Annotated in this window: 19 protein-coding genes; 14 read left to right on the plus strand and 5 right to left on the minus strand. The window is 69.0% G+C overall.

The window, feature by feature from the left end:
- The first annotated feature begins 20 nt into the window (after positions 1-20).
- The 3 genes from ACZ56U_RS05625 (at position 21) to ACZ56U_RS05635 (ending at position 4,531) form a co-directional block, all read left to right on the plus strand.
- Complete coding sequence (locus ACZ56U_RS05625) at positions 21-1,193, plus strand: substrate-binding domain-containing protein (RefSeq protein WP_469082742.1); 1,173 nt, start codon at positions 21-23, stop codon at positions 1,191-1,193.
- Between the two features lie 4 nt (positions 1,194-1,197).
- Positions 1,198-2,103, plus strand: coding sequence for a sugar phosphate isomerase/epimerase family protein (locus tag ACZ56U_RS05630; RefSeq protein ID WP_469082743.1), 906 nt, complete (start codon positions 1,198-1,200; stop codon positions 2,101-2,103).
- Between the two features lie 127 nt (positions 2,104-2,230).
- Positions 2,231-4,531, plus strand: coding sequence for an RICIN domain-containing protein (locus ACZ56U_RS05635; RefSeq protein ID WP_469082854.1), 2,301 nt, complete (start codon positions 2,231-2,233; stop codon positions 4,529-4,531).
- A gap of 228 nt (positions 4,532-4,759) precedes the next feature.
- On the opposite strand, the gene ACZ56U_RS05640 is transcribed toward ACZ56U_RS05635, so the two are convergent.
- Positions 4,760-5,530 carry a FadR/GntR family transcriptional regulator gene (locus ACZ56U_RS05640; protein WP_469082744.1) on the minus strand — a complete coding sequence of 257 codons (771 nt, stop codon included), beginning with the start codon at positions 5,528-5,530 and terminating at the stop codon, positions 4,760-4,762.
- A gap of 146 nt (positions 5,531-5,676) precedes the next feature.
- Here ACZ56U_RS05640 and ACZ56U_RS05645 point away from each other — a divergent pair, with 146 nt between their 5' ends.
- The 9 genes from ACZ56U_RS05645 to ACZ56U_RS05685 all read left to right on the plus strand — a co-directional run bounded on the left by ACZ56U_RS05645 (position 5,677) and on the right by ACZ56U_RS05685 (position 16,317).
- Entirely contained in the window at positions 5,677-6,948 is a 1,272-nt protein-coding gene (locus ACZ56U_RS05645) for an ABC transporter substrate-binding protein (protein ID WP_469082745.1), read from the plus strand.
- A 184-nt stretch (positions 6,949-7,132) separates the two neighbouring features.
- On the plus strand, positions 7,133-7,933 hold the full coding sequence (locus ACZ56U_RS05650) for a carbohydrate ABC transporter permease (protein WP_469082855.1): 801 nt from the start codon (positions 7,133-7,135) through the stop codon (positions 7,931-7,933).
- Entirely contained in the window at positions 7,933-8,760 is an 828-nt protein-coding gene (locus ACZ56U_RS05655) for a carbohydrate ABC transporter permease (protein ID WP_469082746.1), read from the plus strand. Before ACZ56U_RS05650 ends, ACZ56U_RS05655 begins: the two co-directional genes overlap by 1 nt.
- Positions 8,761-8,763: 3 nt before the next feature.
- Entirely contained in the window at positions 8,764-9,966 is a 1,203-nt protein-coding gene (locus tag ACZ56U_RS05660) for a mandelate racemase/muconate lactonizing enzyme family protein (RefSeq protein WP_469082747.1), read from the plus strand.
- The gene (locus ACZ56U_RS05665; protein WP_469082748.1) at positions 9,963-10,274 is read left to right on the plus strand and encodes a hypothetical protein; all 312 of its coding nucleotides are present in this window, start codon (positions 9,963-9,965) and stop codon (positions 10,272-10,274) included. The genes ACZ56U_RS05660 and ACZ56U_RS05665 overlap by 4 nt, the downstream gene beginning before the upstream one ends.
- Positions 10,275-10,342: 68 nt before the next feature.
- Positions 10,343-11,362 (plus strand): RNA polymerase sigma factor, encoded by a 1,020-nt coding sequence (locus ACZ56U_RS05670; RefSeq protein ID WP_469082749.1) that lies wholly within the window; start codon positions 10,343-10,345, stop codon positions 11,360-11,362.
- Between the two features lie 192 nt (positions 11,363-11,554).
- Positions 11,555-11,686: a hypothetical protein gene (locus tag ACZ56U_RS05675; protein WP_469082750.1), complete on the plus strand. Its 132-nt coding sequence runs from the start codon at positions 11,555-11,557 to the stop codon at positions 11,684-11,686.
- 209 nt (positions 11,687-11,895) lie between these two features.
- Positions 11,896-13,383 (plus strand): RICIN domain-containing protein, encoded by a 1,488-nt coding sequence (locus ACZ56U_RS05680; protein ID WP_469082751.1) that lies wholly within the window; start codon positions 11,896-11,898, stop codon positions 13,381-13,383.
- A gap of 81 nt (positions 13,384-13,464) precedes the next feature.
- Positions 13,465-16,317 (plus strand): glycosyl hydrolase family 95 catalytic domain-containing protein, encoded by a 2,853-nt coding sequence (locus ACZ56U_RS05685; protein WP_469082752.1) that lies wholly within the window; start codon positions 13,465-13,467, stop codon positions 16,315-16,317.
- Between the two features lie 309 nt (positions 16,318-16,626).
- Here ACZ56U_RS05685 and ACZ56U_RS05690 read toward each other — a convergent pair whose 3' ends face one another.
- A complete protein-coding gene (locus ACZ56U_RS05690; protein ID WP_469082753.1) occupies positions 16,627-17,565 on the minus strand; it encodes a serine protein kinase RIO in 939 nt (312 codons plus the stop codon).
- Between the two features lie 490 nt (positions 17,566-18,055).
- On the opposite strand from ACZ56U_RS05690, the gene ACZ56U_RS05695 reads away from it, so the two are divergent.
- Positions 18,056-19,816 carry a S8 family peptidase gene (locus ACZ56U_RS05695; protein ID WP_469082856.1) on the plus strand — a complete coding sequence of 587 codons (1,761 nt, stop codon included), beginning with the start codon at positions 18,056-18,058 and terminating at the stop codon, positions 19,814-19,816.
- 221 nt (positions 19,817-20,037) lie between these two features.
- Positions 20,038-20,445: a DUF3224 domain-containing protein gene (locus ACZ56U_RS05700; protein WP_469082857.1), complete on the plus strand. Its 408-nt coding sequence runs from the start codon at positions 20,038-20,040 to the stop codon at positions 20,443-20,445.
- Between the two features lie 59 nt (positions 20,446-20,504).
- On the opposite strand, the gene ACZ56U_RS05705 is transcribed toward ACZ56U_RS05700, so the two are convergent.
- Genes ACZ56U_RS05705 through ACZ56U_RS05715 form a run of 3 tightly spaced genes read right to left on the minus strand, consistent with a single transcriptional unit; the run spans position 20,505 to position 23,043 of the window.
- Positions 20,505-22,352 carry an ABC transporter ATP-binding protein gene (locus ACZ56U_RS05705; protein ID WP_469082754.1) on the minus strand — a complete coding sequence of 616 codons (1,848 nt, stop codon included), beginning with the start codon at positions 22,350-22,352 and terminating at the stop codon, positions 20,505-20,507.
- Positions 22,349-22,792 carry a lasso peptide biosynthesis B2 protein gene (locus ACZ56U_RS05710; protein WP_469082755.1) on the minus strand — a complete coding sequence of 148 codons (444 nt, stop codon included), beginning with the start codon at positions 22,790-22,792 and terminating at the stop codon, positions 22,349-22,351. The genes ACZ56U_RS05705 and ACZ56U_RS05710 overlap by 4 nt, the downstream gene beginning before the upstream one ends.
- A complete protein-coding gene (locus ACZ56U_RS05715; RefSeq protein ID WP_469082756.1) occupies positions 22,789-23,043 on the minus strand; it encodes a lasso peptide biosynthesis PqqD family chaperone in 255 nt (84 codons plus the stop codon). The genes ACZ56U_RS05710 and ACZ56U_RS05715 overlap by 4 nt, the downstream gene beginning before the upstream one ends.
- Between the last annotated feature and the right edge of the window lie 24 nt (positions 23,044-23,067).

Raw genomic sequence — 23,067 nt, forward strand, 5'->3', positions numbered from 1 at the left:
GGTATCCAGTGAGGCACTCCATGACGGTGCTGGCCGTGAGCACCTTGCTGGTGCTGGCCGGCTGCTCCACCGACGAGCCCACCTCCGGCGCATCGGGTTCGCCCTCCGAGGGCACCGGGTCGGGCACCGGGAAGCAGTCGAAGTTCTTCGTGCGGGCCGACTACGACAAGCAGCTCGCGCTGCTGGACGCCGCGCCCACCGGGCCGGCCGGCAAGCCCTGGGAACAGGCGCTCAACCCGGCGATGGTGGAGACCGCGAAGTTCAAGAAGCCCGGACCGCACAAGATCTGCTTCTCCAACGCGGGGCTGAACAACCCCTGGCGCCAGGTCGGTTTCAAGACCATGCAGGCCGAGGTCGACACGCACCGTGGCCGGATCTCCGATTTCGTCCACGTCGATGCCGAAGGCAAGGACCAGAAGCAGATCGCCGACATCAACGACCTGCTCGGCAAGGGCTGCCACGCGCTTATCGTCTCGCCGAACACCACCGCGACGCTCACCCCGGCCGTGGAGGCCGCCTGCCGGAAGGGCCTGCCGGTCATCGTCTTCGACCGCGGCGTCGACACGACCTGCCCGGTGACGTTCATCAACCCGATCGGCGGCTACGGATTCGGCCACGTCGCGGCGGAGTTCGTCACCCAGAAGATGAAGCGGGGCGGCAAGGTGCTCGCGCTGCGCATCCTGCCCGGCGTCGACGTGCTGGAGACCCGTTGGTCCGCGGCGAAGGTCGCGTTCGACAAGGCGGGCGTCGACGTCGTCGGCGTCGAGTTCACCGACGGTGACCCGGCCAGAACGAAGAAGATCGTCAACGACTACATCCAGCGGCACGGCACGATCGACGGCGTCTGGATGGACGCCGGGGCGGTCGCGGGCGCGGCGGTCGAGGCGTTCGAAGACGCCGGCAAACCCGTGCCGCCGATCAACGGCGAGGACCAGCTCGACTTCCTGAAGTTGTGGAAGGACAAGAAGCTCACGGCGATCGCCCCGACGTACCCCACCTACCAGTGGCGCACCCCGATCATCGCCGCGCTGAAGATCCTCGACGGCGAGCCGGTGCCGAGCCCGTGGAAGCTGCCACAGCCGACCATCACCGAGGACAACCTGGACGAGTACGTCGACCCCGCCATGCCGCCGCTGCACTACGCGATGTGTGGCTGCACGGACCTGCCCGGTTACCCGCAGCGCTGGAAGTAGTGCGGTGTACACCATCGGTGTCAACCCGTGGGTCTGGGCCTCGCCGGTCGACGACGAGGCCCTGGCCGAACTGGTGCCGCGGATCGCCACGTTCGGGTTCGACGCGGTCGAGCTGCCGATCGAGCACCCCGGCGACTGGGACCCGGCCCGCACCCGGGACCTGCTGGCGGCGTACGGTCTGCGCGCGGTCGGCGTCTGTGCGGTCACCTCGCCCGGACGTGACCTCGTGAACGCCCCGCCGGAGGTCGTCGCCTCCACCGCGGCGTACCTGAAGACGTGTGTGGACAGTGCGGTGGCCGTCGGCGCGCCCTGTGTCGGCGGGCCGGTCTACGCCGCGGTGGGGCGGACCTGGCGCATGTCACCGGGGGAACGCGCGGCCTGCTACGCGGACGTCCGCCGCGCCCTGCGGCCAGTGGCCGACCACGCGGGGGAGCGGGGCGTGAGCATCGGCGTGGAGGCCCTCAACCGCTATGAGACGAGCGTCGTCAACACGGTCGAGCAGGCGGTGGAGCTGATCGACGGCCTGCCAGCGAACGTGGGTCTCATGATCGACACCTATCACATGAACATCGAGGAGGCCGACCCCTACGAGGCGCTCGTCACGGCTGGTCCGCACCTCAAGCACGTCCAGGTCAGCGGCACCGACCGCGGCGCCCCGGGCGCCGACCACTTCGACTGGCCACGGTTCCTCGCCAACCTGGCCGCGACCGGCTACAGCGGCGCGCTGTGCATCGAGTCGTTCACCGCGCAGAACGAGGCCATCGCTACCGCGGCCTCGATCTGGAGGCCGCTGGCCCCGTCGCAGAACGCCCTCGCCCGTGACGGGCTGTCCTACCTCCGAACAGTCCTGCGCGGACTGGAAAACGCTCCCCTGGCGGGGGTGAAGCCCGTGTCCCCGCACGCCGAGTAGCCCGGTCGCGCCGTCATCCCCTGCCGCCCGGGAACCGCCATAAGGAGAAGACGTGTTCACAGCTCGCACGATACGAAGGTGGCTTCGGTCCGGAGCCGCCGCGGTCGGATTGACCGCGACCGCGGTGATGGCGTTCCCCGCGCCCGCGTCCGCGGCTCCCCGCACTGTGTACGTCTCGCCGTCCGGCAACGGCACGGACTGTTCCAGCGCGCAGCCGTGCTCACTGACAGCCGCGCAGGCGGCGGTGCGATCGCTCAACGACGCCATGTCGGACGACATCGTGGTGCAGTTGGCCGACGGTGTGTACCGGCTGGACCGACCCTTCCGGCTGACGGCGGAGGACTCCGGCTCAGGCGGTCACAGGGTCGTGTGGCAGGCCGCCCCGTCGGCGCGTCCGGTGATCACCGGTGCCCGGGCGGTCACCGGCTGGTCGGTGGCCGACGCGTCCAAGAACATCTGGCGGGCCGACGTGCCGGCCGGTCTCGATGCCCGGCAGCTCTATGTCGACGGCGCCGTGGCCACCCGGGCACGCACGCAGGTGAACAGGGCCGATTTCACGGCTTCCAGCGCCGGAATGAGGTTCTCGAGCGGTGCGCTGAGCTATCTGAACAACCTGGCCAACCAGAGCCGGGTCGAGGTGGAGAGCGTCAACTCCTTCACCGACCGGTACTCGCCGGTGCAGAGCATCAGTGGGAACTTCATCACGATGCAGCAGCCGGCGTGGAACAACAACAACTTCGGCTACGACACCCTCATGCGGCCGCACCGGGCCGGACCGTTCTACCTGATCAACGCGTACGAATTCCTGGACTCGCCCGGCGAGTGGTACCTCAACCCCACGGCGGGAGCCTTGTACTACATCCCCCAGGCCGGGCAGAACATGAGCAACGTCAGCGTGGAACTGCCGACGCAGCAGTCGCTGGTGAACCTCGGGGGCACGTACAGCGAGCCGGCGCACCACATCACGTTCAGCGGGATCACCTTCACCGGTACGAGCTGGCTGGGCCCGAGCAGCAACCAGGGTTACGTGGACCAGCAGACCGGCGCGTACCTCGCCGGCAACTGGAACTGGCCGAGCTTCGACTCCTGCCACAACGGCTGTACGCAGTTCGAGGCTGCCCGGCCACACTGGCTGCAGATGCCGTCCGCGGTGCAGATCTCCGCCGCCAACACCATCACCTTCAGCGACTCACGGTTCGTCAACCTGGGCCAGACGGCCATCGGTATCGGCAACGACGCGGGCGCGCACGCCAGCGGCGTCGGTCTGGGCGCCAGCGACATCACGGTGACCCGGTCGGAGATCGCCCGGAGCTCAGCCGGTGGCATCCTCGTGGGCGGTGTGCGCGCCGACGCCCACCACCCCAGCGACCAGCGCATGGTCAACAGGGACATCACGATCAGCAACAACCGCATCCACGACCTCGGGGCGGACTACCGGGGCATCGTCTCTGTCCTGACCACGTACGTCACCAACAGCACCGTCGCCCAGAACGAGGTCTACAACATGCCGTACTCCGGCATGTCGATCGGGTACGGCTGGGGCGCCAACGACGCGGGCGGCAGCAACCACTATGCCAACCGCGGCCTGTACAACTACCAGCCGCGCTACACGACGCCGACCACCGCCTCCAACAACCGGCTCATCGGCAACTACATCCACGATGTCATGCAGCAGATGAACGACGGTGGCTGCATCTACACGCTCGGATGGAACCCGGGCGCGCAGATCAGCCGGAACCACTGCCTGCGGACCAACGGATACTTCGGGGTGTACTTCGACGAGGGCTCGAAGTACTACACGGCCACCAACAATGTCTTCTCGAACACCGGCACGTGGGCGACGGCCAACTACTGGGGCGGCGAGAACATGGGGAACTGGACCGTCACCAACAACTGGTCGACCAACGGCAGTACGAACATCACCAACGGGGACCGCGGCAACGTGGTCTCCGGCAACGTCACGGTCACCAATGGCAACTGGCCTTCCGGTGCCCAGGACGTGATGGCGTCCGCCGGACCGCAGGGCACGACCCCGCCGCCCACGGGTCAGCAGATCGTGGGCGCGCAGTCCGGCCGCTGCCTGACCGTGCCCGGCGCCGGCACCACCAACGGCACCCAGACCCAACTCTGGGACTGCACCGGCGCGGCCGGCCAGACCTGGACCTACACCGCGGGCAAACAACTGACCGTCTCCGGCAACAAGTGCCTCGACGCCAGCGGACGCGGCACCACCAACGGCACCGCCGTCGTCATCTGGGACTGCAACGGCCAGAACAACCAGCAGTGGAACGTCAACCCCAACGGCACCATCACCGGCGTCCACTCCGGGCTGTGCCTCGACGCCAACGCCGGCGGCACCGCCAACGGCACCAGGATCACCCTCTGGTCCTGCCACGGCGGCACCAACCAGCAGTGGGCACTGCGATAACGGAATCAACGCCTGTCCGCTCCTTTGGGGGAGGAGCGGATGCCGGCGGCGGGGCCCGAGCGGGTGCGGGCCCCGCCGCACCTCAGCACCGCCGTCGTCAGCAACGCGGTGGTGCTCACGACGTTCGACCTGACCGGGGACATCTGCCTTGATCCTGCCCTGCCGAACCCGCCGACGGTCTCACTGGCAGGCGGCCCGAACGTCGACCGCAGGACCCGCCAGGCGCCCCTAACGCCGCAGGCGGCTCGGCTCACCCGGCCCGCTGCGGCGCACCACCCACGCCTCGGTGATGTGGGTGAACATCGCCTCGGCCGCCCCCTGGGCATCGTGCGCGGCGATCCGTTCGTAGATGCGCCGATGGCCGTGGTTGGACGCGACGCAGAAGGCGCGGCCGGTTCGGCCCGTGTAACGGGCTGTGTTGATGACCTGGCGCTCCAGCGAACGGACCACGGCACGGCCGATGCGGTTCCCCGACGCCTGCATGACGGTGTCGTGGAAGGCCCGGTCCTCTTCGTGGTACGAAGCGGGGTCGTCGACGAGCCCATCCATCCGCTCCACCAGAGCGCGTAGCCGGTCGACCACCTCGGCGTTCGCCAGGCGGGCGGCGACGTTGGCCATGTCGGACTCCAGCGCGCGGCGGGTCGCGACGAGGTGATCGAGGATGGCCAGGCTCTCGTCCTCGGCGATGGTCGCGCCGAGGACCAGCTCGTCGAGCATGTTCCACATCGCCGACGGGGTGACCATCGTGCCGGCGCCCTGGCGGACCTGCACCAGCCCCTTCTCCTGGAGGATCTTCACCGCCTCGCGGACCACGGTGCGGCTGACCGAGAAGGTCGCGCAGAGCACGGGCTCGGAGGGGAGAGGCGAACCGGACGGATGGACTCCACGCACGATCCGCTCGACCAGCTCAGCCGTGACCGCGGCGGCGAGGTTCGCGGGGCGTCGGCTCCAGACGGGGGCATCGGAGGCCTCTGCGGATGACTGCGGTACTGCCGTCATGACACCCCCCCGGGACCCCTGCCGCACTTATTGTATCGCATCTGGTTGACGTCATACGTCATACGAGTTACACACGTCATACGAGTTGCGTTCCTCCTCAACCTCAACTGCCGGACAGCCGGCCACCTCAGGAGAGCGGGGCAACAATGAAGCAGCGAACACTGTGGTCGGCGACCCTTGTTGCCGGGCTCGTTGTCTTAGCCGGCTGCGGAAGCGCCTCCGACCCGGATTCAGCATCCGGTGGTTCGAAGGACAAGCTCGTCGTCTGGGACTGGAAGTCCGGCGACGCCGCAGCGTCTTCCTACGTGAAGAAGGCCAAGGCCGACTTCGCCGAGCAGCATCCCGGCGTGACGGTCGAGTTCGTCGCCCAGCCGTTCGAGCAGTACTACACCCTGCTCGGGGCCGCCATCCAAGCCGGCAAGGGGCCGGACGTCATGCTCTTCAACGGCGGCGGACAGATCCGTGACCGCGCGGACTCCCTTCTGGCGTTGGACAAGTACGTCCGTGATGACAAGAAGCGGCTGGCCGGGTGGGAGGCCTTCACCAAGGACAACAAGACCTATGCCGCTCCGGTGACACTGCAAGGTCACCCCATCTACTACAACAAGGCGCTCTACCGGAAGGCAGGGCTGAACCCGGATCAGCCGGCCACCAGCTGGGACGAGTTCGTCACCAACTGCCGGACCATCACCAAGGCGACCGGCGCCAGATGCTTCGCGCAGGGCAACAAGGAAGGCATCGGTATCCAGTTCTTCCTGTCCGGGCTCGGCTCGGGCGTCCTGTCGCCCACGGAGTACGACGACTGGATCGCCGGCAAGCGAGACTGGTCCTCGCCGGCGGTCAAGCGGATCTTCTCGCTCTGGAAAGAGGTCAACGACAAAGGCCTGAACAACAACGGAGCGAACTCGACGGCGATGTTCAACGACGCGTTCGCGGTCTTCCAGTCCAACAAGGCCGCCCACGTCATCGGATTGATGTCGGACGTCGGGCACTGGAAGGACTTCGCCGAATTCCTCGACGCCGACGATGTCGGCGTCATGAAGTCGCCTGTCGTCACACCCGGTGCCACGCCGAGCCTTCCCTACGACGGCGGCATCGGCTACGCCGTCGCGAAGCGGACCAAGGACCCCCAGGCCGCCGCAGACCTGGTGCGCTCCCTGACCTCGACCGACGCACTGAAGTCGTTCTACGCCGACGCGGGCGCCATCGCGGCCGACCGCACCGTGGACGTCTCGAGCGCCGGCCCGGCCGTCGCCACCATCGTGTCCGAGATCAACGACGGCAAGCCCGCCCTGCACGTCGCCCTGCCGTCCAAGACCGTGGACCTGATGGGGCGGCTGTCCCAGCAACTGCTCAGCGGATCGGTCACGGTCGACGCGGCCGTGAAACAGCTGGCGGCCTCGGACCAGGCGGGCTGAGGCCATGTCACCGATGGATTCGTCGGTCCGCGCTGCTCAAACAGGGCGGACCGACGGGGCGCGAGCAGGTGAGGCGGCAGGTGGCCGCGGCCCTGCGTCGAAATCTCCGCCAGTCCGCAGCGGCCGACGCGCCGAACGCCTGGCCCCCTACGTCCTGGTCGCCCCCGCTGTCCTGATCATCGTGGTGCTCCGGCTCTGGCCCCTCGGACTGGGCGTCAACTTCTCCTTCACCGGTGACGGCGAACGCAACGGCGCCCTGGTGGGGCTCGACAACTACGCGGAGCTGCTCGACGACCCGCTGTTCCACACCGCGCTGCGCAACGTCGGACTGCTGGTGCTGCTGCTGCCGGTCGCGGTCGCGATCCCGGGACTGCTCGCCACCTTCATCTACCTGCGGGTGCCAGGACACTCGTTCTTCCGGAGCGTCTACTTCTTCCCGGCTGTGCTCTCACCGGTGATCGTCGGCGCGATCTTCAACCTGCTGCTGGCCTTCGACGGTCCGCTGAACGCCGTGCTCGGCGCCTCAGGTGTCGGCCCGGTGGACTGGCTCGGCGATCCCGACGTAGCCATGTTCGCCGTCGTCGGCGTGCACATCTGGGCAACGGCGGGGATGGCGTTGGTGGTGTTCCTGGCCGGGTTCGCGACCCTGGACCCCGCACTTCTGGACGCCGCCCGGGTCGACGGCGCCTCGCTCGCGCGGATGATCTGGCACGTCATCATCCCGGGTCTGTCACGCACCATCCAGTTCGTCGTCGTCACCACGATGATCGGGATGCTGACCTCGATGTTCGGGCTGCTCTACGTCATGACCAGTGGTGGCCCGGAAGGGTCCACCTACCTGCCGGAGTACTACATCTGGGTCCAGCAGGGGCAGATGAGCCGCCCGGCGCTCGCGTCGGCCGCGTCCACGGCCCTCTTCCTCATCATGCTGGTCGTGGGCCTGCTGCAGGTCGGCCTGCTGCGCCGGGCGGGGAGGGAGGACTGATGTCCCGCCTGGGGCCGAGCAGATGGTTGATCGCCGTGCCGATGGTGATCCTCGCCCTGGCGACGATCTACCCCCTGCTGTTCACCGCCAACGTCGCGATGAAGACCCGCCGGGAGTACGTCCTCGACCGGTTCTCCCTGGCGAGCACTCTCCGCTGGGACAACCTCAGCACCGCGTGGAACAGCGTCGGCATGGAGCGGTACTTCCTCAACTCCGTGATCGTGGTGGCCTGCGCAGTAGCGCTGCTACTGCTCATCGGGTCCATGGCCGGGTTCGCGCTGGCCCAGGTACGGTTCCGTGGCTCGTCCACGCTGTATCTGGTCTGCCTCGCGGCGCTGTTCATCCCGTTCCAGGTGATCATGGTGCCGCTGGCCAGGCTCATGGCCGACGGCGGTCTCATCGACACCTATCCGGGGCTGATCCTGGCCTACGTCGCGCAGTTCCTGCCGTTCACCGTGTTCTTGATGACGAGCTACTACCGAGCGGTACCCACCGAGCTCGTCGACGCCGCACGGATCGACGGAAACACCCTGTACGGCGTCTACCGGCGCATCATGCTGCCGATGGGTGCACCGGCACTGCTGTCCGTGGGCATCCTCGACGCGCTGTTCTGCTGGAACGACGTGCTCATCTCGCTGCTGATGATGCCGTCGGCCGACCATCGCACCCTGATGGTGGGCATCACCTCACTGCGCGGCCAGTACTCCGCCGACATCCCCACCTTCGCAGCCGGTGTCCTGATCGCCGGGCTCCCCGTGTTGGTGACCTACCTGTTCCTGCAGCGCCAGATCGCTGACGGCGTGACGGCCGGCGCGACGAAGGGCTGACGCATGCGTATCACCGGATACAGAACCCTGACGACGGCGCAGCGATGGGGCCGACCTGTCGGTGACGCCAACGGCGTGTACGTCGACGGCGTCGTGCCCGTGCCGGTCGTCGTCGTGGAGACCGATGAGGGGATCACCGGAGTCGGCCTGGGGCCGCACGTGGAAGCCGAGCTGATTTTCGCCGCCATCGACGGCCAGGACCCGCGCGCGGTGACCGCCCTCTACGACCGCATGCTGCGGCACACCTTCAAAGCCGGGCATGCCGGCGTGGTGTTCGGCACGATCGGCGCATTCGACACGGCGTTGTGGGACATCAAGGCACAGGCCGTGGGTGAGCCGCTGTGGCGGTTGCTCGGCGGCAACGACCGCATGGTTCCCGCCTACGCCTCCGGCCTGGACATCGGCCTCACCGACGACGAACTCGTCGCCACCTACCAGCACTACGCCGAACGCGGGCTGAGGGCGGCGAAGCTCAAGGGCGGCCTGGACATCGAGCGTGACCGGCACCGGCTGTCGCTCGTACGCGAGGTCTTGACCGAGGCTGCGCACGGGACCCGCCCAGGGCTCATGCTGGACGCGAACGAGTCCTGGAGCCGCAAGCAGGCGGTACGCCACGTCGGTGAGCTGGAACGCACATTCGACCTGACCTGGATCGAGGAGCCGGTCCGGCGCTGGGACGCCGACGGCCTGGCCGCCGTCAGCCGCGGGGTACGGACGGCGGTCGCCAGCGGGGAGAACCTCACCGGCCTCGAACAGTTCCGCCCGCTGATCGCGGCGGGCGGCGTCGACATCGTCCAGACGGCCGCCGTCTGGGGAGTCACCCACTTCCTGCGGGTCGCCGCGCTGGCGCACGCCTACGACCTGCCGGTCAGCCCGATCGGCAACACGCCTGTCGCGCTGCTGCACGCCGCGACGTCGGTGCCCAACCACCTCGTCAGCGAACTGCAGGACCTGCAGCCGCCGATCGGCGTCGCGATGGACCTGCACGTCGAGGACGGCGCCTTCGTCCTCGGCGACACCCCGGGCCTGGGCATCCGGATCGACGAAACGGTGATGACCGCGGCCCGTCAGCGAACGGCACACGCGCCCAACGGACCGCACGTACGACCGGAGCAGGCCGGCCGGCGGCTGCTCGCGGTCACCCCCGGACCATGCCGATCCACCGCGGAAGGGACGTTCGACACCATGGAGATGGAGGATCGATGAAGGCAGTTGTCCACCGCGGGGCCCGCACCCTCGAGAGCCGGGGCGCCGAGGCGCCGGCCCCGGCGAAGGAGCGGGGCGGGCCCGGCGCCAACGTCAATGTCAACGCACACGGCTGCGTCGCCACCGACGACACCGAGGCGTTACGCGCGGCCCCCCAGCGAATACTGGCGATCCTCGGCGGGATCCCGGCCGGTGACCGCAGACGCGCCGACGATCTCGCCGGAGCCGCGGTGTTCCTCGCTTCCGGGGCGCCGAACCATGGCAGCGCCCTCGTTCTTCCCGTCGCCCGCGGATGGCCGGGACGATGACGGGCCGCCAAGCGTTACCAGTCGGCCGCGCCCGAGTCGATCCTGCGTGCGAACCCGAGGAGGGCGACGTGCGCGGCCCCTGGGACGGCCCTGGCCGAGGCAACGCGTACGGGCTCGTGACGCGAGCCGACCGAGCCGATGAGACGAGCCTGGTCGTCGCCGCACAGGCCGGTGACACGCGAGCGCTCGACGACCTGGCCGCGACGTACCTGCCGCTGGTGTACGCGATCGTGCGCAGGGCACTGGGTGACCTCGCGGACGTCGACGACGTGGTGCAGGAGACGATGCTGCGAGCACTTCCCGAGCTGCACACGCTGCGCGCCCCGGAGTGTTTCCGGCCCTGGCTGGCCACGATCGCGACACGACAGATCAGCACCCATCTGCACCGGCGGCAGGCGGACGCCGAACGGACGGCCCCCCTCGACGAGATGACCGACCCGCCGGACGCCGACGCCGACGCCGAGAAACTGGCCCTGATCCAGGTCGAGCTGTCCGGTCATCGCCGAAAGACGGTACGCGCCAGTCGATGGCTCAGCCCGGACGCACGGGCGCTGCTGTCGTTGTGGTGGCTGGAGACCGCTGGCCGGTTGACGAGGGCGGAGCTCGCGGCGGCGCTGGGAACGAGCGTGGCTCACGCGGGCGTGCGCGTCCAGCGGATGCGCAACCAGCTGGAGCTGAGCCGGTCACTCGTCGCCGCGCTGGAAGCCAGCCCCCGGTGCCCCGAGCTGACCGCCGCGCTGGGGGGCTGGGACGGCGTACCGAGCACGCTGTGGCGTAAGCGCATCACCCGGCACACCCGATCCTGTGCGGACTGCGGCCTGGCCGCCGACGAACTGGTGCCCCTTGAGCGGCTGGTCGTCGCCCTGGCGCTGCTCCCCGTCCCGTCCGCGCGGTCGGTCACGGTGCTCGACAAACCCGCGCTCGCCGGGGCGATCGGGAATGCCGTCGTGAGGGGAGCCGAGTCGGCCGAGGCGGGCTCGGGGCTTTCGGCACGGCGACTGCGACTTTTCAAGCCGGTTGCCGATAACGAAAACTGTCGCGCTTTACACGCGTCCGTCACTGCAATTCGCCGCATGAAAAGGTTATGAGGGGTGGCCGTCATTAGTCCTGCTTCTCCGGTTAGTGGCACGTCAGCTCAGGTTCACATATATCGCGGCTCCCTCTTGAATGGACCATGACAATATGTCAATCTTCTAGTCGTCGACGCTTGACGTTCCCCATTCATGACCTGTGAAAGCGGAAGACAAAAGCGATCGTCAGTCATAGCCCGGGCCAACGGCATGAGCGTGCGCGGCCACACACCGCTCTGGCACGCCCAGCAGCCCGGCTGGGCGCGTGGCCTGTCCGGCGGCGACTACAGCTTCCCGCCGCGGCGGACGGGGTTGCTCACCCATACCAACTCCACCTGCTGACCGGAGATCCCGGTGAGGCAGGGGAGCGAGGCTTCCCAGGTGCCACAGCAGCGGCATGACGCTGACATGCTCGCCGTGAGCGATCTGGGAGGGGGCCGGCGCGGTGAGGGCAAGCTCCGCGCCGGCTCGGCCGCCTGCCGCCAGGCGGCCGGCACCAACAGCTCCTGCACAGCGCAGACGTGACCAACCGCCACAGGGAAGGCACGACCATGCCCCACACCCGTCGCAGGCGCTACCTCGCCCGGGCGCTCGCCTGCATCCTTACCGCTCTCAGCACGCTCGCGGTCGTCGAGCAGCAGAGCGCCTCGCCGGCCGCCGCCGACACGGCCCAGTTCCGCGGCGTCAGCTGGGCCCGACTCGGTGACAACTTCCACGCTGGACCGCTGGTCCTGCACGGGTTGAGCGGCTCCGACAGCTACCAGACGGTCGTGGCGAAAGCCAACGCCGTCTACACCGGTTTCGAGAACAACCTCGGCGCCAACACCGTCCGGCTCCCGATCAACACCTACACAGTCGGGACGAGTTGGTGGAACGCGTACACGGGCGCGATAGACGCAGCCACCGCGAAGGGATTCAAGGTCGTCCTCTCCTACTGGGACGACGGGGTGGCCGCCCGCGACGGTCGCATCGTCAACCCCGGTGCCTTCGACGCCATGTGGAACACCGTTGTTGCCCGGTACGGCACCAACAACCTCGTCTACTTCGAGCCGATGAACGAACCGGCGGGGCACAGCGCCGCCGAGTGGGCGAACGTGGTGAGCAACTGGATCAGCAGCCGCCCGTCGATTCCGCGGAACCGCGTCTTCGTCAGCGGTGCCGGCCTGAACACCGACATCAAATCAATGTGCGCCGACCGCCGCCTCGACGGGACGTTCCTGTCGCTGCACCACTACACGTTCTTCAGCGGGGCGAAGACCTACGACCAGTGGGTGGCGTACCTGCGGAACGCGATCGGCTCCTGCGCCGACCGCACGGTAATCGACGAGTTCGGCGCGCCGATGGACACCGGGCTCAACTACCACGACGCCGGCAGCACCGACAACTTCGTCCGCTACTTCCGGGCCACCACCACGGTGCTCCGGGAACTGCGGATGGGCTCCGTCTACTGGCCCGGGCTGGGCGGGAAGATACGAGCCGGCCAGGGCGACGACTGGTATGCCATGCAGAAACTGCACGGCACCGGCACCGACCTCACGCTCAGCACCCCCAGTGCCAGCGGCCGCGATCGCCTCCGCTACGGCTGGGGCTTGGACGGCGACGACCCGGCACCGGCCCCGGCCGGCCAACTGCGCAACGTCGGCACCGGGCGCTGTCTCGACATCCCCGGCGGGACCACGGCGAACATCCAGGTCCAGGTGTCCAGCTGCGCCAACGCGGCCGGCCAGCAGTGGACCTTGACGGCCGGCGGACAGATCACCGCACTGGGGGGCCAGAAGTGCCTGGACGCGTACAGCAGCGGGACCACGAACGGCACCGTGGTCGGTACGTGGGCGTGCAACGGCGGCGACAACCAACGTTGGACGGTGGGCACCGACGGCACCATCCGCAGCCCTCACTCCGGACTCTGCCTCGACGTGAACACCGCCACCTTCAAGACACAGCTGTGGGCGTGCTGGGGCGGCGACAACCAGCGATGGCAGATCCAGAACACTGACGCGCGACGCGACGCCCGACTCGGCGGACACGGTGGACGGTGACCGCCGGCAGCGGCGGACGCACGAGCACCTGGACCTCGGCGATGGCGCTCAACCTGTCCGAGTACGTGAAGGGAGAACGACATGTCCGAGGTGACACGCAGACGGTTTCTCGCCGCCGGGGCGGTGGCTGGGGCAGGGGTCGTGCCGGGTGGGTGGACGGCCGCGGCCAGGGTCGGCTCGGCCGCGCCCCCGGAGGTTCGGGCCGCGAACGACCTCGCCCTCTGGTACGACAGGCCGGCCGGCACGGACTGGCTGCGGGCGCTGCCGATCGGCAACGGACGCCTCGGCGCGATGGTGTTCGGCAACATCGACACCGAACGACTGCAGCTGAACGAGGACACCGTCTGGGCCGGCGGTCCGTACGACTCCGCCAACCCCCGCGGGGCGGCCAACCTCGCGGAGATCCGACGGCGGGTCTTCGCGGACCAGTGGGGACCGGCGCAGGACCTGATCAATCAGACGATGCTGGGCAGCCCGGCCGGACAGCTGGCCTACCAGCCGGTCGGAAACCTGCTGCTCTCCTTCGGCAGCGCTACCGGTGCGTCGCAGTACAACCGGACGCTCGACCTCACCACCGCCACGGCCACCACGACCTACGTACTGAACGGAGTGCGGTACCAGCGTGAGGTGTTCGCCAGTGCACCGGACCAGGTGATCGTGGTCCGGTTGACAGCCGACCGGGCCAACTCCATCACCTTCAGCACCACCTTCGACAGTCCGCAACGGACCACGGTGTCCAGCCCGGACGGGGCCACGATCGCCCTCGACGGCGTCTCCGCCGCCATGGAGGGCATCGCCGGACGGGTCCGCTTCCTCGCCCTGGCCAACGCCGCCGTGACGGGTGGCACGCTCAGCAGCTCGGGCGGCACGCTGCGGGTCTCCGGCGCCACCAGCGTGACGCTGCTGGTGTCGATCGGCTCCAGCTACGTCTCCTTCCAGAACGTCGGCGGCGACTACCAGGGCATCGCGCGCAGCCGCCTCAACGCTGCCCGCAACGTCGGCATCGACGGACTACGCAGTCGGCATCTCGCCGACTACAAGGCGCTGTTCGACCGGGTGTCGGTCGATCTGGGACGTACGACGGCGGCCGACCAGCCGACCGACGTACGGATCGCACAGCACGCGCAAGTGAACGACCCGCAGTTTTCCGCCCTGTTGTTCCAGTTCGGCCGGTATCTGCTCATCTCGTCCTCGCGGCCGGGCACCCAGCCGGCCAACCTGCAAGGCATCTGGAACGACCAGATGGCTCCGTCCTGGGACTCGAAGTTCACCATCAACGCCAACCTGCCGATGAACTACTGGCCCGCCGACACGACGAACCTGTCCGAATGCTTCCTGCCGGTCTTCGACATGATCAACGACCTGACCGTGACCGGCGCCCGGGTGGCTCAGGCACAGTACGGCGCCGGCGGCTGGGTGACGCATCACAACACCGACGCGTGGCGGGGCGCCTCGGTCGTCGACGGAGCGCAGTGGGGGATGTGGCAGACCGGTGGCGCATGGCTGGCCACCCTGATCTGGGACCACTACCTGTTCACCGGTGACATCGACTTCCTGCGCTCGAACTATCCCGCCCTGAAGGGCGCCGCCCAGTTCTTCCTCGACACCCTGGTCGCCCACCCGACGCTCGGACACCTGGTCACCAACCCGTCGAACTCTCCGGAGCTCCCTCACCACGCGAACGCCACCGTCTGCGCGGGCCCCACCATGGACAACCAGATCCTGCGCGACCTTTTCAACAGCGTCGCCCGCGCCGGCGAAATCCTCGGTGTGGACGCCGCCTTCCGCGCTCAGGCGGTGGCGGCCCGGGACCGGCTGGCGCCGACACGGGTCGGTTCCAGAGGCAATGTCCAGGAGTGGCTGGCCGACTGGGTGGAGACCGAACGGACTCACCGGCACGTCTCCCACCTGTACGGGCTGCATCCGAGCAACCAGATCACCAAGCGCGGGACACCCCAGTTGCACGAGGCCGCGCGGCGGACGCTGGAGCTGCGCGGTGACGACGGGACGGGATGGTCGCTCGCGTGGAAGATCAACTTCTGGGCCCGGCTGGAGGACGGCGCCCGGGCTCACAAGCTGCTCCGGGACCTGGTGCGGACGGACCGGCTCGCGCCCAACATGTTCGACCTGCACCCGCCCTTCCAGATCGACGGCAACTTCGGCGCCACCTCGGGCATCGCGGAGATGCTGTTGCAGAGCCACAACGGCGAACTGCACGTGTTGCCGGCGCTGCCGGCCGCCTGGCCCACCGGGCGCGTGAGCGGACTGCGCGGCCGCGGCGGATACACCGTCGGCGCCGAGTGGAGCAGCGGCCGGATCGAGTTCGTCGTCAGACCCGACCGGGCCGGTACCGTCCGGGTGCGCAGCCGGATCTTCGCCGGTGACTTCACGCTGAAGGACGATTCGAGCGGCGAGCCGGTCCAGCCGAAGCGGCTCGAGGCCGATCTCATCGAGTTCGCCGGCCAGGCCGGCAAGACCTACCGCGCCTCCGCGCTCAGGTCGGGGCCGGTGGAGAGCGGCGTGGCCTATCGGCTGGTGGCCCAGCACAGTGGCAAGGCCGCCGACATCAACGGTGCGTCCACGGACGCCGGTGCGCGGCTGATCCAGTGGCAGATCACCGCCGGACTCAACCAGCACTTCGAGTTCCTGCCCTCCGACGGCGGGCACTACAAGATTCGGGTGGGGCACAGTGGTCTGGTCCTGCACGTCGCCAGTAGCAGCAGCGGCGCCGACGTCACCCAGCAGCCGGACACCAACGCCGCAGGCCAGCAGTGGCGGCTGGTCGACCACGGCGGTGGCGTGATCAGTCTGGTCAACCGACTGAGCGGCCTCGCTCTGGACGTGTGGGAGGCCTCCACCGCCGACGGAGCCCGCATCTGCCAGTGGTCAGTCACCGGCAGCACCAACCAGCGATTCCAGGTCCACCGCATCTAGGCGGTTTCGTCTGGGCCGGGACGCGATCGTGGTGACGAAGAACGTGCTGGGTTCGGGTGCGCGTTCCGGTCTGGGACTTGAAGGCGATCACCTCGATCATCTCCCGGTGATCCCGCCACCGGCCACCCCGCTTCGGCGTGCGGTCCGGGAGTGACGGCTCGATCCGCGCGCACTGCGCGTCAGTCGACGGCACACCCGGACCCACGGCCGGCTGACCCAGACGAAACTTGCCAGGAACGTTCGTGCGAGGAACCGTCGAGGGAGCGTGAGGAGTGCGTGCTACCGAAACGGTGAGGCCGGTCGCCCGGTTCAGAAGGCGTGCGTCATCAGCTCCGCGAACAGTGCGTGCTCGTCGACCTCGAGGCCTCGCGAGCGGAACCAGCCGCAGATGTTGGCGCAGTCGCGCTGGAGGAAGGTCATCCCGTTGAGGTTGCCGACCAGGTCGACGATCTGCGGCAGGTCGATGATGACCAGCCGCTCACCCGCCGCCAGGATGTTGTACGCCGAGAGGTCGCCGTGCACGACGCCGTTCTGCACCATCGTTGCGAGGGCATCGGTGAGCTGCTCGAAGTAGGCTGCCAGCAGTTCGGGTGAGGGCCGAGTCTGGGCAAGCCGGGGCGCGGTTTCGGCGACACCTTCCTCGTTGACGACGGTGATCCACTCCATCAGGATCTCGGTGCCGTCGATCTGGACCGGGTAGGGGACCGGCAGCCCGAGGTTCCAGAACCGCACCAGTGCGCCCCACTCGGACACCGCCCACTCGCCGGCCGCGACCTGCCGACCGAAGGTGCTCTTGCGCTTGACGGCTCGCTCGTCACGTGAGCGCTTCATCGAGCGGCCCTCGGTGTAGGACGCGGAGCGGTGGAAGTTTCGGTGCTCGGGGGAGCGGTACCGCTTCGCGGCCATGACCACGGCGGCGTCGGGGTCGAGCAGGTCGGCGCGTTCGATGAGGTGGACGTCGGCCTCCTTGCCCGTCTTGAGGACGCCGAGCTCGGTGTCGATCGCGCCCTGCGAGGTCACGACCCAGTCCGGGAGCGGCTCGGGGCCTCGACAGAGGGGTTCGACGCTGCGCCAGGTCGACCAGCGCTGACCGTCCTCGAGGTCGTCGTAGTAACGGAAGTCGAAGACGAACCGGTCGTCGATGTCGCCCAGGTCGTGCCGCGGCGGGACGAAGCGGTGGGCGTCGGTGCTGAAGGCGTCAGGAAATGCCGGGTGCTGAGGGTGCTGCGAGAGATTGTCGTGAGACATCGCTGGAGGTGCTCCATGAGGCGAGAGAGGGGCGGTCTGCGGACAGGCCGACGACAGTCGTGGTCACAGTCGTGCCTCCTCTCGTGGAGCACCGGGCAGCTCCCGGTGTCCCGCCCATGGTGAGGGGCGGACACCGGGCGCCGCAACCGAATAATTGCGGTCAGCGTCGAGCGGCGGCCACGGACGCAGCCGCCTCCCTGCGTGACCCGTCGACCGCTCCGGCAGCCCACCACCGCGGTGATCTGCTCGGCATCCCGTCTACGACGGCCCCTGCGGCCCGCGCCGCCGTGCTGATGCACAGGGCGTCTGTTTTCAGCCATGCCTCTGCAACGTCCCTGCACGGAAAGGTACTTCCGTACGGGGGCATGCACCTGACATCTTGCATCCACCACTCGTTTCGTACGACCCGGCCGGTGCCATAAGCACGGCCGGGCCGTCTTCGGAGGACGCATTGATACCCCACAGATCCAGCCGACCGAGACGCGCGTTGGTGCTGGCGGCCACGCTCGGCGCCGCCCTCGCGTTCGGCGCCCCGGGCGCCCTCGCGGGTACGCTCCCGGTCGTTCCCTCCACCGGGCCGGCCGCCAAGGCGAATGCTCCGGCCCCGGTGGCGGCTTCCCAGAGTGCGGCCTGGGTGGCCGGCACGCGTGCCTACCTCGTGATCACAGCCCCCGGTGACAGTTCGGCGGTCCGCTCCGCGATCGCGGCCAACGGCGGCACCGTCTTCTCGAACTTCGACGCCATCGGCGTGATCGTCGCCCACTCGGCGTCCAGCGGATTCGCCGCCACCATGCGCGGCGTCGCCGGTGTGCAGCAGGTCGGCGCCACGCGTACCTCGGACGTCCCGGCCGACGCCTACAACCCGGCGCTCCCGCCCAATCCGTCCCAGGCCTCGACCCCGGCCGGAGAGCCGGTCCGGGCCGACATGAGCCAGATCAAGGCCGACCAGGCCTGGGCCGTGAACCCGGGATCCGCCTCGGTCAAGGTCGGCGTCCTGGACACCGGTGTGGATGACCAGCACCAGGACCTGGCGCCCAACTTCAACGCGGCCGACTCGGTGTCCTGCGCCTACGGCAAGCCCGACACCCGTGCCGGCGCCTGGCGGGACGTCGACACGCACGGCACCCACGTAGCGGGGACCATCGCCGCGGCCAAGAACGGCAAGGGTGTCGTCGGCGTGGCCCCCGGGGTGAAGATCTCCGCGGTCCGGGTCGCCGAGCCGGGCAACGCCTTCTTCTTCGCCGAGAACACCATCTGCGGCTTCGTCTGGGCCGGTGACCACGGCTTCAAGGTCACCAACAACAGCTATTACACGGACCCGTGGCAGTTCAACTGCCCGGACAACATCGACCAGGCCGCCATCATCGAGGGCGTCAAGCGCGCCCAGGAGTACGCCGAGGGCAAGGGCTCCCTCCAGATCGCCGCCGCGGGCAACGAGAACTACGACCTCGCCCACAAGACGACCGACTCCGCGAGCCCGAACGACTCGACGCCGGTCACCCGCACCATCACCAACGCCTGCCTCGACATCCCGACCGAACTGCCGGGCGTGGTCACGGTCGCGGCCAACGGCACGGGCGTCACCAAGGCCTCGTTCTCCAACTACGGGCAGGGCGTCATCGACGTCGCGGCGCCCGGCAGCAACGTGTACTCCACCGTCCCCGGCGGCAGCTACGGCAGCAAGAGCGGCACCTCGATGGCCACCCCGCACGTGGCCGGCGTGGCGGCGCTGATCGCCAGTGCCAACCCGGGCATCACCCCGGCCCAACTCCGCGCCAAGCTGGCAGCCCAGGCCAACGACATCGCCTGCCCCTCGGACAGCCGCTGCACGGGCACGACGGCCAACAACTCCTTCTTCGGCGAGGGACAGGTCGACGCGCTCAAGGCCGTCGGGACCACCCCGCCGCCCGGCAAGTACTTCGAGAACCTCGCGGACTTCGCCATCAACGACAACGCCACCGTGGAGAGCCCGATCGCCGTCACCGGCGTGACCGGCAACGCCCCGGCCACCCTCAAGGTGGGGGTCGACATCAAGCACACCTACATCGGTGACCTGAAGATCGACCTGGTGGCGCCGGACGGCACCCTCTACACGCTGCACAACCACGCCGGCGGCAGCGCCGACAACATCGCCCAGACCTACAGCGTGAACGCCTCCTCGGAGGTCGCGAACGGCACCTGGAAACTGCGCGTCAACGACAACGCAGCCTCCGACACAGGGAAGATCGACGCCTGGAACCTGACCTTCTAGCGCAGGGCCAGAGGGCACATGGGCCCCGGCGGCGGTGTACGCCGCCGCCGGGGTCACCATGCCGGAGGCGTCCAGAACGGGAGGGTGCGGCCCGGGTCGGTCTGGCGAAGGAGTCCGACACCGCGCAGATCTTCATGGCGGTGTACTCAGGCTTCCTGGTGGACGCCGGAGCGGGGGTGCGCGTCGACACGGATGTCAGTGGGGCGGAATACGATCCGGGGATGAGAGCTTCGGGAACATTCACAGTGGCCGACTTCACCCCAACTCAGGTGCCCAGCGCGGCGATCGAGACGGCGGTGCCCGTCGGCCTGGCCACCATGAACAAGCAGTACGAAGGCGAGGTCGTCGGGCGCTCCGCCACCTTGTTCACCGCGGCGTTCGACCAGTCCACCGGTACGGGCAGCTATGTCGCGATGGAGTCCTTTGAGGGGACGCTCCACGGCCGGTCGGGTGCCTTCAACTTTGCGCACTCCGCCACCACCCTGGGCGAGGGCAGGCAGGGCGAGTTCTTCATCATCGTTCCGGGCAGCGGAACGGGCGAGTTGGTCGGGATCACCGGGGCCGGAGGCATCGCTGTCGACCAGGACGGCACACACCGGATCTGGTTCGACTACGACCTCGGACAGTAACCAGCCACTCAGGCCCTCAGCCAGAGTGGGTCGCCGATCGCCGCCGTGTCCGCTCCGGTTCATGGCTGGCCGTGCGGCCGGGCCGTGGACGTTGTCATGGGGGAGGGCCAGTCGGCGGCCGGGCGGAGCATTTGTCCGGCGGCGAGTTCGCGGTAGGTGGAGCTGCTGGTGAGCAACTCTTCGTGACGTCCGCAGGCGGTGGTGCGGCCGTTGTCCAGTACGACGATCTGGTCGGCGTGCTGGACGGTCGAGAGCCGGTGTGCGATCACCAGGAGGGCACATTCCTGGGCGATGTCCTTCATCACCGTGGTGAGCGCGGTTTCGTTGATGGCGTCGAGATGGGACGTGGGCTCGTCGAGCAGGAGGAGTCGGGGACGGGCAAGCAAGGCGCGGGCGAGGGCGACGCGCTGGCGTTCGCCTCCCGAGAGGGTGCTGCCGCGTTCGCCGAGCATGCCGGACAGGCCGCCACGCAGTCGGCGTACGACGTCATCGAGTTGGGCGAGTTCGACGGCGCGCCGTACCTCGGCCTCGGTGGCGTCGGGGGCGGCGTAGGTGATGTTGTCGCGCAGGGTGCCGTGGACGACATGGGTGTTCTGGTCGACGACGGCGATGCGTTCGCGGCACTCGGCACGCGTCAGCTCGGTGGCGGGCCGCCCGTCGAAGAGGAGGGTGCCGGAGTCCGGTTCGTAGAACCTGGCCACCAGAGCGAAGAGCGTGCTCTTTCCGGCACCCGACCGTCCGACCAGGGCCGTCTGGCACCGGTGCGGCACGGTGAGGGTGACTCCGCGCAGGACGGGCCGGCCGGGGTCGTAGCCGAAGGTGAGATCCCGCAGCGCGAGGGCGGGCACCTCGTACGAGACGCCTGGCGGGGCGACCCGCTCAGGTGTGCGTGCCCGCACCGCCGGCCTCTCGGCCGCGGTGCGCTCGACAGGCAGGGCGAGGGCCTGCTCGATGCGCTGGTAGGCGCCCATGCCGCGCTGGATGAGGCCGACCGCGCGGAAGACCGACGACAGGGGCAGCACGAGGTAGGAGGCGTACAGCAGGAAGGCGACGAGGTCGCCGAGGGAGTTGGCGTGGCCGGTGACGCGCAGGCCGCCGATGACCAGGACGAGCAGGAAGGAGCCCTGGACGGCGAGCTCGACGGCCGGACTCATCACCGAGGCGAGTTTCGCCGTTCGTACGCCCGCGTCGTATGCGGACTCGATGCGTTCCCCGATGCGTTCCGCCTCGCGGTCCTCGGCGCGGTGGACCCGCACCATCGGCAGGGCGCCGAGTGCGCGCTCGAGGTCGGCGGCGATCGCGCCGACGGAGTTCTGCATGTGTTCGGAGGCGGCCCGGATGCCCTTCAGCAGTGACGCCACGACCGCGGCCGCGGTCGCCACGGTCACGGCGACCAGGAGCAGCAGCAGCGGGTCGATCCACAGCATCAGGGCGATGGCTCCGGCGGCGACGAGGGATCCGGTGACGAGGTCGACGAGAGCCTGGGAGACCACCTCCCTGAGCAGGGTGGTGTCGGCGGTCACCCGGGAGATCAGGTCGCCGCCGCGGTGGCGGTCGTACTCCCTCATCTCCAGCCGCAGCAGTCGCCCGACCAGGCCGTGGCGCAGTTGCCGTACGACGCCCTCGCCCATGCGTTCCAGGACGAAGCGGCCGATGGCGCCGGTGGCCGCTTCGGTGATGAACAGTACGGCCAGCAGGAACAGCAGGGGCCAGAACGCCCGCCCGTGGCCGCTCGCGTCCACCACCTGCTTGGCGACGAGTGGCTGGGCAAGGCCGAGGGCGGACGCCACGAGGGTGAGCACGGTGGCCACCGTGACGGCGGCTCGGTGCCCGGAGGTGAGGCGGTACATGGTGGCTACCGCCGCCCGGGTCGAGCGGTCCGGCGACCCCGTCTGGGGGCTCGTCATGGGCGAGGCGGCCGGTTCGACTCGACGGGCCCCACGGTGAGCAGCCGGGTGAAGTAGCCGTCGGGTACGCCCTCGCCGATGGGCCGGTCCTCCGCCTCGATCCAGGCATGCGCGTTGAAGGGAGGGACCACGCTCGCCCCGGTGCACCACGTGGGCCAACTGCCCGTCAGCCGGCACAACAGGGCCGCGCCCAGCGAGCGCGGCAGACAGCCTTTCGGCCCGGCGCACAGCAGGCTGACCCCGCACATCGCGTCCCGGGCGTTCTTGGCCTGGGCAGGGGTGGCCGGCGGGGCTCCGCGGCGTACGACGCCGAGGACGGCGCGGATCCGGCGCGGAGGCAGCAGCGACAACAGGACGGCGGCCGGCAGCACGAGACGGGCGGCCAGGCGCCGGGTGAGGGGAACTCCCGTGGGCCGTTCCAGGGCGCTGGGTGTGGTCATGTGGCCAGCCCCGACTTCCGCAGTTCCTGCACGAGAGCGGTGACGTCGTGCTCGGCGCGGGCCCGGTCGATGTCGAACTCCGTGACGAGCGCGTCGACGGCCGCCGCTTCCTCGCCGCCGTCGAGGAGGGTCTTCACCACCAGGGTGCCGGTGGGGTTGAGCTCCCAGTAGTTCCCGCTGCGCTGGTCCAGCAGGACCGTGCCGTAGGTGGTCTCCGCGGTGGAGACATCGGGGCCGAACCGCAATGCCATGGTGGGTGACTGCCTTCCGGTAGG

It is taken from the genome of Streptomyces sp. NPDC034103, from assembly GCF_055575395.1.